Source organism: Allobosea sp. P1_A7 (assembly GCF_056406775.1).
On record NZ_JBFTZN010000268.1, the window covers coordinates 1 to 12133 of the forward strand.

The following is a 12133-nucleotide window of genomic DNA, read 5'->3' on the forward strand; positions in this document are numbered from 1 at the left end:
GATCAGAGCAATGCCACCATTCTAACGGTTCGCGCCGGTAATCGCTTGCTCAAATTAATTTAACACGTTAATTTAATTTCGAACACGAGGCGGGTGCGCGGATGCCGCATATCATCGTCGAATATTCGGCCAATCTTGAGCCGGCGCTTTCGCTCCGCCGGCTGGTCGACGAATTGCACCATACAGCGCTCGCAACCGGGGTTTTCCCCATTGGCGGCCTGCGGACGCAGGCCGAACGCCGCGATATCTTCGCGATCGCCGATGGCGATCCGACCCACGGTTTTGTTGCCGTTCTGGCTCGGATCGGGGAGGGTCGGGATGCCGCGACGCGCCGGCGGGTCGCCGAAGCGCTGATGGCGACGCTCGAAGCGCAAACCGCCGACCTGTTCAGCAAGATCGGGCTCGGTCTCACAGTCGAGGTCCAGGAGATCGACGGGACGGCCTCGCTCAAGACCAACAATCTGCATGAACGCCTCGCACGCAAGGGAGGCCTCGCATGAACCGGGCCATCGATCCGAAATTCGCCAGCAATCTGATCGGGGCCGAGCGCGCCATGGCGCGCTTCCTCACCGGCAGGGTCGTTCCGCATGTCATTGCCGGAGAGCGCGTGCTCTCCGCCGCGGGCGCCACCTTCGAAACGCTCGATCCGACCACCAATGAGCATCAATGCACCATCGCCTCCGGTGGTGCGGCGGAGATAGACCGCGCGGCCCGCGCCGCCGAGGCGGCCTTCAAGGTCTGGCGCGATGTTCCAGGCGCGACGCGTCGCAAGATTCTGCATGCGATCGCGGATGCGATCGAGGCGCGAGCCGAGGAGATCGCCTTCGTCGAGAGTTGCGATACGGGCCAGCCGATCCGCTATATGGCCAAGGCTGCGCTGCGCGGCGCCGAGAATTTTCGCTTCTACGCCGATCGTGCCACCGAGGCGGGCAACGGGCTTTCGCTGCCCGATACCGACCATATCAACTACACCATCCGCCAACCGATCGGCCCCGTCGGCGTGATCACGCCGTGGAACACGCCTTTCATGCTGTCGACCTGGAAGATCGCGCCGGCACTCGCCGCCGGCTGCACCGTCGTCCATAAGCCGGCCGAGTGGTCACCGCTCTCCGCGGTCATTCTGACCGAGATCATGGATGAGGTGATCCGCGCCCACGGATTGCCCGCGGGCGTCGTCAATCTGGTGCACGGGCTCGGCGAAGAGGCTGGCAAGGCCCTGACCGAGCATCCCGCGATCCGGGCAATCGCCTTCGTCGGCGAGACCACGACCGGCTCGCACATCATGGCGCAAGGCGCAAAGACGCTGAAACGCGTGCATTTCGAACTCGGCGGCAAGAACCCGGTGATCGTTTTCGACGATGCCGACCTGGACCGCGCTCTCGATGCCGTGCTGTTCATGATCTACTCGCTGAATGGCGAACGCTGCACGTCGTCCTCGCGCGCGCTGGTCCAGCACTCGATCTATGACAGCTTCAGCGAAAGAGTCGCCGAGCGTGTCCGGCGTATCAAAATCGGCCACCCGCTCGATCCGGCAACGGAGATCGGGCCGTTGATTCACCCGCGGCATGCAGAGAAAATCCTGTCCTACCCTGCGCTCGCGCGAGAGGGCGGGGCACGCGTCGCCTGCGGCGGTGGGCGGGCGATGAAGGGGGCCGGCAATTATGTCGAGCCGACGCTCTATGTCGACGCTGCAGCTGGAATGCGGATCGCCCAGGAGGAGATCTTTGGTCCTGTCCTGACCATGATTCCCTTCGAGGATGAGGCCGATGCGGTTCGGGTCGCCAACGATGTCCGCTACGGGCTCGCCGGCTATCTCTGGACCCGTGATATCGGCCGCGCGCACCGTGTCGCTCGCGATCTCGAAGCCGGCATGATCTGGGTGAACTCCGAGAATGTGCGGCATTTGCCGACCCCGTTCGGAGGCATCAAGAGTTCCGGCATCGGCCGTGACGGCGGCGACTATTCCTTCGATTTCTACATGGAGACGAAGAACATCGCGGTCGCCTATGACAGCCACAAGGTCCCAAAGCTCGGGCTCGGAGGCTGACCGGTAACGGGAAGGATCGAAGCGGGAACGGCGGCCGTGGTCGCAGCCGTGCCACCGGCTTCACAGCATCAAGGCCTCGAAAAGCAGGCCGGCAGCAGGAATAAGATACCAAGGAGGAAGCTCTATGCCTGTCCCGCAGCCGGTATTGAATCCGCCCTTTCAGGTGGTGCGGCTCAATCACGTCGTCCTGTCCGTGTGCGATCTGGCGGCTTCGCGAGCCTTCTGGTCCGATACGCTTGGGCTGCTAGTGACGGACGAGAGCGAGAGCCGACTCTACATGCGTGCGATGGAAGAACGTGGACACCATTGCATCGTCTTGGAGAAGGGTGAAAGCCCGGTCGCAAAGGTACTCGGTTTCAAGGTTTTCTCGGAAGAGGATCTGGACAAGGCACATCATTTCTTTCGGGCGAACGGCCTGCCGGCCCGGTTTGTCGAGGCGCCGTTCCAGGGCCGCACGCTCAGGACTGTCGACCCGCTCGGCGTCCCGCTGGAGTTCTATTTCAGCATGGACAAGCTTCCGTCGGTTCACCAGAAATACGCGCTCTACAAGGGCGTGAAGCCGCTCCGGATCGACCATTTCAACTGCTTCTCCGACAATGTCGACGCGTCCGTCGCGTTCTATAACGCGATCGGATTCCGAACGACCGAATACACGGTGAACGAGGATGGCAGCCGGCTCTGGGCGGCCTGGATGCACCGCAAGGGTGGCGTTCACGACATGGCCTTCACCCATGGGGTTGGGCCGCGCCTCCACCATGTTGCCTTCTGGGTGCCGACGCCGCTCAACATCATCGACCTGCTCGATCTGATGGCGACCACCGGCTACGTCACCAATATCGAGCGCGGCCCCGGACGGCACGGCATCTCAAATGCCTTCTTCCTCTATATCCGCGACCCCGACGGTCATCGGATCGAGATCTATTGCTCGGACTACCAGACGGTCGACCCCGACCACGAACCGATCCGTTGGGATCTGCGCGATCCGCAGCGCCAGACGCTCTGGGGCGCGCCAGCTCCGCGCTCCTGGTTCGAGGAGGGCACGCTCTTCGCTGAGACGCCGGTGCGTCAGCCCTCCTTCCAGGCGTCCCCGATCATCGCTGCGTGAGTTAACGGGGCGCAGGGGCGGGGACTCCACTCAAGGTGACGGCCCGTTGGGCGGATCTGCAGGACAAGGTGAGGCGGATATGGTGAGAGCGACTGGCGGCGAGGGACTTGTGTCCGGGCTGATCGATCATGGCATCGATACGGTCTTCGGTCTTCCCGGGGCACAGATCTACGGCCTGTTCGACGCGCTCGAGCGGAACAAGGACAGGATCGCAACCATCGGAGCGCGTCACGAGCAGGCCTGCGGTTACATGGCCTTCGGCTACGCAAGGGCCACCGGACGGCCCTCGGTCTGCACCGTCGTGCCCGGCCCCGGCATCCTCAATGCCGGGGCGGCCCTGTTGACGGCCTTTGGTGGCAACGAGCCGGTGCTCTGCCTGACGGGGCAGGTGCCAACCCCCTTCCTCGATCGTGGTCGCGGGCATCTGCACGAGATGCCGGACCAGCTTGCGACCCTGCGCGGCTTCACCAAATGGGCCGAGCGCGTCGAGCACCCGGCGTTGGCGCCGACAGCGGTGTCTCGGGCCTTCCAGGCGATGCTCTCGGGACGGCGCGGTCCGGCCGCGCTGGAAATGCCCTGGAACGTCTTCACGCAGCCGGGGGAAGTGCCGGTCACCTCCGTGCTCGATCCCTCGCCACCGCCACCCATCGACGCTGACGCCATTGACCGCGCCGCAAGACTGATCTCGGCGGCGAAGGCGCCGATGATCTTCGTCGGCAGCGGCGCGTTCGATGCCGCGGATGACATCCTGCAACTGGCCGAACTGATCGATGCGCCGGTCGTCGCCTTCCGCAGCGGTCGCGGCATCCTGTCGAATGACCATGAACTCGGCCTCACCATGGCTGCGGCCTATGAGCTCTGGCCCCAGACCGACCTGCTGATCGGCATCGGTACGCGCCTGGAACTGCCGGGCTGGCGCTGGTCACATACGCCGCCGAACCTGAAATCGGTTCGCATCGATATCGATCCGGTCGAGATGCGCCGCTCCATTCCCGATGTCGCGATCCTGGCCGATGCCCGTGCGGCCACGGCTGCGCTCGCCAAGGCAGCCGGGCGGCTGCCGCAGAGCCGCCCCGGCCGCCGCGCGGTGATCACGGAGGCGACCGCGGCGGCTGAAGCCAAGATCCAGGCGATCCAACCGCAAATGGCCTATTTGCAGGTCCTGCGCGAGGTGTTGCCGAGGGACGGCATCGTCACCGACGAACTCTCCCAAGTCGGCTTTGCCTCCTGGTACGGCTTCAAGGTCTATGAGCCCAGGACCTATCTGTCCTCCGGCTATCAGGGCACGCTCGGCTCAGGCTTCCCGACCGCGCTTGGCGCGAAAGTGGCGTGGCCGGATCGGCCCGTGGTCGCGATCACCGGGGATGGCGGTTTCCTGTTCGCAGTCCAGGAACTGGCGACGGCCGTGCAATACGGCATCGGCGTCGTTACGCTGGTCTTCAACAACAGCTCCTACGGCAATGTCCGGCGCGACCAGCTGACGGGCTTCGAGGGCCGGCTGATCGGCTCGGACCTCGTCAACCCGGACTTCGTCCAGCTCGGCCGGTCCTTCGGGGTCGAGGCAGTGCGGGTCGACACGCCCGAAACCTTCCGCCCTGTGCTGGAGAAGGCGCTGGCCGATAATCGTCCCGCGTTGATCGAGATCACCATTCCGCGCGGCACTGAGGCAAGCCCGTGGCCGTTCATCCATCCGGCACCACCGGCAGCGCGCTAGCGAGCCTGCAGGTACGAGCCAATGCGCACCCTCCACATTTCTCGGGCGGAGCTTCCGCGATCTTAACGCTTACCGTGCGACAGGCTCGCCCATGGCTTTGCGGCGAAGGCTGCGATGGGAGGAGCCTCGATCATGAGCTGGTTCAGATTTGGCCTGGGGATGACGGCTGCGGCCTCGCTCACGGTGGCCGGGTTGATGATGGTTACGCCGGTGGCGTCTGAGCCACGGACATCCCCGCTCGAAGATTGTGCTGCCTGCCATGGCGCGGACGGCATCGCCCGCGACACCGAAGTGCCGCATCTGGCAGGGCAGAACGAGCGCTATCTGTTCAACCAGATGATGGCCTTTCGCAACGGCAAGCGGGCTCACAAGGAAATGCGCTACATGGCGCGGCACATGTCGGTGAACGAGATTGCGGCAATCGCGGCGTATTATGCAGCCCTGCCGACGCGTTAGCGGAACATATGCGCCGGTTTTCGGTTATAATCAGGTTGGGTCAGACTCTTTCATGACCCGGACGTAGCGCGGGGCTGCCATGAAACAACCGATCGTAATTCACACCGACGAGGATTATGAGCAAGCTCAGCTGCGTGTTGCGGAGCTTCAGGCTGCCTCCGATACCAGCACCAAGGAACAGGAACTGCATGCGCTCGCCGAGGCGATGCTCGCCTGGGAATTGCGGCGCGAAACCGCCGAGGATTGACGCCAGGACAGGCGCCGAGACAGGCGCTAAGGACTAGACAGCCGCGAAGACATCGGTCCGACAAGTCGATTGCGGCTTTCGGAAGAGCGGGTGCAAAGGCAGCAGGCGAGGCCGTCGGGCCGGCCGATATCCGGTCCGCTGACGGTCAGGCGCCTTGCAAGAGGCCTTCCAGCGCCTTGCTGAGCAGCGGCGTCGCCGCTCCATGGACTTCATATTGCCGGCTTGAGCGGTCGCTGACGAGTTCAGGCATCATCAACCCGTGCATTGTTCCCTCGGCCCTGAACAACCCGTCGAAATGCGCCCATAGCTGCGCATTGGCGACGAACGGGCCGGTTACGATGATCCGGGTGGGAAACAGCAGGCGGCTCGCATTGGCGAGTGCGCGCGCCAGCAAACGCGCAGCCGTGTCGATCTCGGGCACGCTGGTCAGGTCGCAACGCGCCAGTTGTCGGTAGAGGCGGTTCTCGTCCTCCGCGAGATCGGGCCAGCGCCGGCGCAGTTCCGGCAGGAGCGACCAGAGCGCCGCGCCCGTTTCCAGGCAGGCGGTGTTGCCGCAGCCGCAACGGCGGCCGTCGAGCGCGGCGAAGCGCCAGTGCCCGACTTCTCCGAAGGAGCCGCCGGGCGGCGCGAGCGAGCGTCCGCCGATGGCGTAGCCCAGTCCGATGCCCCAGCCCCAGTGCAGCAGGAGCGCGCCATCCGAGAACTGCTCGAAATCCTGCGCCATGCGCGCGCGCAATTCGGCGTCAAGATTGCGACAGACCACAACGGGGCCAACCGCTTCCCCGAGCGCAATACCGACATCGAGGCCGCGCAGGTTGGGCCAGCGCGACGACATCAGCCATTGCTTGCGCCTGAGATCGAGCAAGCCCGAGAGCGACACGGCGGTGCCGGCATGCTCCATGCCGCGCGGCATCGCGGCGAGCAGATCCGCGCCAAGCCCGGCCATCACGCCTGCGACAACCCTGTTATCTGCGTCCGAGGCAATCTCGACGACGCGTTCTTCAAGCAACTGGCCGTCGAGATCGACCAGAGCGCCGACCAGCGATTGGCTCGCGACATAGATGACGGAAGCACCGACGCGGCGTGGATTGGCAATGAGAATTCCGGCCGGACGGCCGCGGCCGGCTTTCTGCCCCGCGGTTTCCAGCAGCAGACGGCGTTCCACCAGATCGCCGACGAGGCGCGATGTCGTGGTCGAGCGTAGCCCGAGCGCAGCGCCGATCTCAGGCCGGGAATGGGCCTGGCCGCGTGCAACAAGCGTGAAGGCGCGGGCGCGGTCGCTGCCGTGCCCGTCGGAGAACAGCATCTGGTCGATGGCTGGCAGTGTCATGGGCATCCATATTTTAGAACCTGATGGTTCTGAAATTGAGATTGCATTTTACAGAGGCGCTCATAAGCTCGATCTGAGAATTTTGAAACAATTTGCTCTGTCCGGGTTCAGAAATAGCATGATCGATATCAACATCGTCGCCGACAAGGAGACCCTCGGCGTCCAGGCTGCGGCCCGTGGTGCTGCGGCCATTCGCGAAGCACAGGCGCGGCACGGTCATGCGACGATCATCGTCGCGACCGGGGCCAGCCAGTTCGAGATGCTGAACCATCTCGTCATTGCCGAGGGCATCGACTGGTCGAAGGTCACCGCCTTCCATCTCGACGAGTATGTCGGTCTCGGCCAGGAGCACCCGGCGAGCTTCCGTCGCTATCTGCAGGAGCGCTTCGTCGCCCCGCTGGGTGGCAAGGTCGAGTTCATCCCGGTCGATGGCGAGGGCGATGCCGAGCAAGAGGCGCGCCGGCTCGGCGAGCTGATCGCGGGAYGTCGCATCGATGTCTGCTTCGCCGGCTTTGGCGAGAATTGCCATCTTGCCTTCAACGACCCTCCGGCCGATTTCGAGACGGACGAGCCCTACATCGTGGTCAAGCTCGATGACGCCTGCCGCCAGCAGCAGTTCGGCGAAGGCTGGTTCCCGAGCCTCGAAGCAGTGCCGGAGCGCGCCATCTCGATGAGTGTCCGCCAGATCCTGAAGAGCGAGTTGATCGTCCTTTCGGTGCCCGACGAGCGCAAGGCGAAGGCGACGCGCGATGCGCTGGAAGGTCCGGTGAGCCCGCTCTACCCCGCCTCGATCCTTCAGACCCACAAGAACACGGTGCTGTTCCTCGACCCGCCGGCTGCCTCCCTGCTCAAGCGGGGCTGATGGTGGGACAGGGTGYGATCATGCTGACGGCCGGCCTCGTCGATCTCCAGGTCAACGGCTTTGCGGCCGTCGACTTCAATTCAGGCGCGGTGACGGCGGCCGAGCTCGACCGTCCGATCCTGATGGTGACGGTCGCTCCCGAGGTCGAGGCCGTGCCGGCCCTGATCGCGGCGCTGCATGGCCAGGGCAGGATCGTCGCTCTCGGCCATACCGCTGCTGATTTCGATCAGGTCGCTTCCTCCGCCGCAGCGGGCGCGACCCTGTCCACCCATCTCGGCAACGGCATGCCGCAGGTCACGCATAAACTCGCCAATGCGATCTTCGCGCAGCTTRCCGAGGACGGGCTTTGGGCAAGTTTCATTGCCGACGGCATCCATGTTCACCCCAAGGCACTGAAATCGCTGTTGCGTGCCAAGGGACTTAACCGTTCGATCCTTGTTACCGATGCGGTTTCGGCCGCAGCGGCGAAGCCCGGCAACTATCCCTTCGCCGGCATGAGCGTGGAGCGGAAGGCCGACGGTTCCGTGCGCCAGCCGGGAAGCGTCTCGCTCGCCGGCTCGGCGCTCTGCCTCGATCAGGGGGTGCGCAATGTCGTGGCCTGGGGCCTGGCGACGCCGGAGGAGGCGGTCGCGATGGCCTCGAGCCATCCGCTGGCGGTGCTTGAGCCCGCCTTGCGGGCGAGGGGACTGGAGCTGCCACCGAGCGAGGTCGATTGGTCCGCTGATCTCGCCGTGCAGCGCGTGCGCATCGGGCCCGAGGAACGCCGCTACGACGCGGTCAAGATGTAGACAACCCAACGATCAGCCTAACCAAAGAGGGAGAGACCATGAGCAAGGATTTCACGGGAATTGACCGCCGCACCGTGTTGGGCGGCCTGGCCGCGATGGCGACGGGAGCACCGGCGGCCTTTGCGGCTTCGCCGCCGCTGCCGACCTCGCCGGTCGGCATCAACATCATCGATGTCGGCGGTGCGCTGGCCCTGATGCAGAAGGCGTTCGAGGACTATCGCGCGGCCAATCCTAAGCTGGTCTCGCGCATCACCTTCGTGAAGGCGCCGGCGCCGGAACTCGCCAGCAAGATCAAGGCGCAGCAGGAGGCCGGCCGCGCCGATCTCGATCTCGTGCTGACCGGCAGCGACGGCCTCGCAGCGGGCCTCGAACAGAAGCTCTGGCTCAAAATCCTGCCCGACTTCGCCGACAAGTTCCCGAATATCGAGGAGAACTACGAGCCGGCCGCACTCAATCTGCACCGCGCCCAAGGCGACGGCTTTGGCGTCGTGGTCAACTACTACCCCTCCGGCCCGCTGCTGGAATACGCGCCGGAGCGCGTCAAGAACGTGCCGACCACGGCCGACGAGCTGCTCGCCTGGGCCAAGGCCAATCCCGGCAAGTTCATGTATGCGCGCCCGACCAATTCCGGCCCGGGCCGTACGTTCATGATGGGCCTGCCCTATATCCTCGGCGACAAGGACCCGCAGGATCCCGTCGGCGGCTGGGACAAGACCTGGGCCTATCTGCAGGAGCTTGGCCAGTACATCGACTATTATCCGGCTGGCACCGGCGCGACGATGAAGGAGTTCGGCGAGGGCTCGCGCGACATCATCATCTCGACCACCGGTTGGGACATCAATCCGCGCGCGCTCGGCATCGTGCCGAAATCCGCGATGATCGGCACGTTGAAGGGCTTCCACTGGGTTTCGGACGCCTTCTTCATGTGCGTCCCGAAGGGCGTCCCGAACGATCGCCTCGCCGTGGTGCTCGATCTGATGGCCTATGTGCTGACGCCGAAGGCTCAGGCCTACGCCTATGACGAGGGCTATCTCTATCCGGGCCCGGCGGTGAAGAATGTGCCGCTGTCGCTGGCACCGGAGAGCAGCCAGAAGGTGATCGCCGAATTCGGCCGGCCGGAATATGCCGACCTGATCGCGAAGAACCCGATCGAGCTGCCCTTGAAGCCCGACAAGATGGTCGTGGCTTTCCGCAAATGGGACGAGATGGTCGGCGCCAAGCGCGCCCGCTGAGCAGGTCAGTCGAACGCGGCTGTCCAGCACACGACAAGAACATCCCGGGCGCCTGCAGGGCGGCCCGGGATGCCATGATGACCGGATAGGATTTTAGAGGCGACGCCTCAACGCCTCGCGGCCGCGAGGATGCTGTCGACGAGCCGCTGCGATGCCAGCGCCTCGTTGCCCGTCACGACGGGCTCGCGCCCGGTCGTGACCGCATCCAGGAAATCGGCGATCACCGCACGGTGCGCATCATGGGGGAAATCCATGATATTGGCGCCGCTGCCGGTGCTGCCTTCCGCTTCCACGACCTCCTTGCGACCGTCGAGGAAGGAGAGGCTAAGCGTACCGCCGATCAATGTGGCAAAGCCCTTGGTCCCGATGATTTCGATGCGCTCGGGATGGCCGGGATAGGCGGCGGTCGTCGCCATCAACGTGCCCGGCGCACCATTGCCGAGCTCGAGCAGCGCGGAGGCGAAATCCTCGGTCTCCATGCGGTGCAGCGCCGTGGTTCGCGCCTGCGCCGCGACCACTTTGGACACCCCCACCAAAGAGCGGAACAGGTCGAGCGAGTGGATCGCCTGGGTCAGGAGCACGCCGCCACCGTCACGCGCCAGCGTGCCGCGGCCGGGCTCGTCGTAATAAGCCTGCGGACGCCACCACGGCACGCTCAGGAAGGCGGCCTCCACGGTTCCGAGCTCGCCGGCGGCGAGCGCTGCCTTGAGGCGCAGGCTCGCAGGCCGGAATCGGTGCTGCAGCACGACCCCGAAGACTTTGCCGGCGCGGCGCGCGGCTTCGACCAGTGCCTCGCCGCGCGCGACCGTCAACTCCAGCGGCTTCTCGACCAGCACATGTTTGCCATTCGCAAGGCAGCGCGCGGAGACGTCGAGATGGCTGCTCGGCGGCGTCAGCACAATGACGGCCTCGACCGCGGGATCGGCCAGAACGGCATCGAGATCGGTCGTCACCGGAAAGGCGAATTGATTGCCGTAGGCCTCGACTCGCTCTGACGAGCGACTGACCGCCCAGCGCACGTCGACGCGCTCGGCAAGGTCGATCAGGCTGCGGGAATGCGGCAGGGAGGCGGGCCCGAGGCCGATGATGGCAACGCCGGTCTTGCGGGTCACGAAGCAGTCCTTTCGCTCGCGCGGGCGGGCAGCCGCACCGCCTTCGCCTGAGCCTCCAGCGCCAGCCGGCAGACCGTGAAGGCGTGTTGCTGAGACATCGCGCTCTCGGTCCTGTCGGCGATATCCGCCACAAGATTGCGGAAATAGGTCAGCGGCTCACGGGAGGCATCGATATGACGGGTGCCGTTCCCATCGACCAGGAAGAGATGGTCGGTGCCCGGCCGGCCTGCGATATCGACATATTTGCGCAGTTCGATCGTGCCTGCCGTTCCGAGGATGGTCAGCCGCCCGTCACCCCAGGTCGGAAGCCCGTCGGCGGTGAACCAGTCGACGCGGATATAGCCGCCGGCCAGCGGGCTGCGCAGCAGGATCTCGCCGAAATCCTCGAAATCCGGCAGCTCAGCGCTGCCGAAATGGCCCGTTCCCGACGCCACGATCTCCGCATCGCGCGAACCGGTGAAGTGCAGGAACTGGTCGATCTGGTGCGAGGCGATATCGGTGAGGATGCCGCCGAAAGCGCTCTGGTCGAAGAACCATGACGGCCGGATCGCGCGGTTAAGTCGATGCGGGCCGACACCCAGGGTCTGTACCACACGCCCGATCGCGCCGTCGGCGATGAGCTTGCCGGCGATGATCGTCGAAGGCACCAGGAAGCGCTCGGAAAAGCAGATCGAGAACATCCGCCCCGTTCGGGCGACCGTCGCCTCGACATCGGCAAGCTGCGCGAACGAGGTCACGCCCGGCTTGTCGACCATGACGTCCTTGCCGGCCTGCATGGCCCGGATCGCAATCGCGGCGCGCTCCGAGGGAATCGCTGCGCAGGCGACGAGATCGATCGAGGGATCGTCGATCAGCCGGTCGGCATCCATGGCCTGGAGCTGCGGAAAGCGCTCGCGGAAGCCGGCAACGACACGCTCGTCGCTGGTGCGCGGATCGAAGCCGGCGCAGACAGCGCCGGCTTCGAGGAGACCTTCGACCATGTTGTAGATATGGCGGTGGTCGAGGCCGATGGCGGCAAAGCGCATGCTATTGGGGTGCTCCGTGGCCAACGCCGATCTCCTGGTCCCAGCGCCGGAAGGCGGCGACGAGCCGTTCCGGAGTCAGAGGTGGGCGGGTCGGCAGCTTGGCGATCAACTCGTCATAATGGGCGCGCCCGAATTCCTTGATGACGTCGCGGCTTTCCTGCGGCGCCATGGCGAGCGTCACGCCCTTCACGGCCGGGCCGGGATAGAAATAGCCC

At 65.0% G+C, this 12133-nt stretch carries 12 protein-coding genes and 1 pseudogene; 9 read left to right on the top strand and 4 right to left on the bottom strand.

Features of this window, described 5'->3' with window-relative positions:
* Positions 1-101 precede the first annotated feature (101 nt).
* The 6 genes from AC1D34_RS30435 to AC1D34_RS30460 all read left to right on the top strand — a co-directional run bounded on the left by AC1D34_RS30435 (position 102) and on the right by AC1D34_RS30460 (position 5569).
* Complete coding sequence (locus tag AC1D34_RS30435; RefSeq protein ID WP_476826222.1) at positions 102-500, top strand: 5-carboxymethyl-2-hydroxymuconate isomerase; 399 nt, start codon at positions 102-104, stop codon at positions 498-500.
* Between the two features lie 53 nt (positions 501-553).
* Positions 554-2047 carry a 5-carboxymethyl-2-hydroxymuconate semialdehyde dehydrogenase gene (hpaE, locus tag AC1D34_RS30440; protein ID WP_476826229.1) on the top strand — a complete coding sequence of 498 codons (1494 nt, stop codon included), beginning with the start codon at positions 554-556 and terminating at the stop codon, positions 2045-2047.
* Between the two features lie 124 nt (positions 2048-2171).
* On the top strand, positions 2172-3152 hold the full coding sequence (gene hpaD / locus AC1D34_RS30445) for a 3,4-dihydroxyphenylacetate 2,3-dioxygenase (RefSeq protein ID WP_476826223.1): 981 nt from the start codon (positions 2172-2174) through the stop codon (positions 3150-3152).
* Positions 3153-3231: 79 nt separating this feature from the next.
* Positions 3232-4866 (top strand): thiamine pyrophosphate-dependent enzyme, encoded by a 1635-nt coding sequence (locus AC1D34_RS30450; protein WP_441507069.1) that lies wholly within the window; start codon positions 3232-3234, stop codon positions 4864-4866.
* Positions 4867-4998: 132 nt separating this feature from the next.
* Positions 4999-5322, top strand: coding sequence for a c-type cytochrome (locus AC1D34_RS30455; RefSeq protein WP_441507070.1), 324 nt, complete (start codon positions 4999-5001; stop codon positions 5320-5322).
* A 79-nt stretch (positions 5323-5401) separates the two neighbouring features.
* Positions 5402-5569 carry a hypothetical protein gene (locus tag AC1D34_RS30460; RefSeq protein WP_441490879.1) on the top strand — a complete coding sequence of 56 codons (168 nt, stop codon included), beginning with the start codon at positions 5402-5404 and terminating at the stop codon, positions 5567-5569.
* A gap of 145 nt (positions 5570-5714) precedes the next feature.
* On the opposite strand, the gene AC1D34_RS30465 is transcribed toward AC1D34_RS30460, so the two are convergent.
* Positions 5715-6899 carry an ROK family protein gene (locus AC1D34_RS30465; RefSeq protein WP_476826224.1) on the bottom strand — a complete coding sequence of 395 codons (1185 nt, stop codon included), beginning with the start codon at positions 6897-6899 and terminating at the stop codon, positions 5715-5717.
* A 118-nt stretch (positions 6900-7017) separates the two neighbouring features.
* On the opposite strand from AC1D34_RS30465, the gene AC1D34_RS30470 reads away from it, so the two are divergent.
* From AC1D34_RS30470 to AC1D34_RS30480, 3 genes are read left to right on the top strand one after another with little or no spacing between them, the layout of a single operon-like run.
* Positions 7018-7761, top strand: a complete 744-nt coding sequence (locus AC1D34_RS30470) for a glucosamine-6-phosphate deaminase (protein ID WP_476826225.1) — start codon at positions 7018-7020, stop codon at positions 7759-7761.
* Between the two features lie 20 nt (positions 7762-7781).
* A complete protein-coding gene (locus tag AC1D34_RS30475; RefSeq protein ID WP_476826226.1) occupies positions 7782-8549 on the top strand; it encodes a hypothetical protein in 768 nt (255 codons plus the stop codon).
* A gap of 38 nt (positions 8550-8587) precedes the next feature.
* Positions 8588-9781: an ABC transporter substrate-binding protein gene (locus AC1D34_RS30480; RefSeq protein WP_113519045.1), complete on the top strand. Its 1194-nt coding sequence runs from the start codon at positions 8588-8590 to the stop codon at positions 9779-9781.
* Between the two features lie 107 nt (positions 9782-9888).
* Here AC1D34_RS30480 and AC1D34_RS30485 read toward each other — a convergent pair whose 3' ends face one another.
* The 3 genes and pseudogenes from AC1D34_RS30485 to AC1D34_RS30495 form a co-directional block, all read right to left on the bottom strand.
* Positions 9889-10893 (bottom strand): Gfo/Idh/MocA family protein, encoded by a 1005-nt coding sequence (locus AC1D34_RS30485; RefSeq protein ID WP_476826227.1) that lies wholly within the window; start codon positions 10891-10893, stop codon positions 9889-9891.
* Positions 10890-11918 (bottom strand): Gfo/Idh/MocA family protein, encoded by a 1029-nt coding sequence (locus tag AC1D34_RS30490; protein WP_476826228.1) that lies wholly within the window; start codon positions 11916-11918, stop codon positions 10890-10892. The genes AC1D34_RS30485 and AC1D34_RS30490 overlap by 4 nt, the downstream gene beginning before the upstream one ends.
* Position 11919: 1 nt before the next feature.
* Positions 11920-12133: pseudogene (locus AC1D34_RS30495) on the bottom strand (ABC transporter substrate-binding protein); the annotation flags it as partial.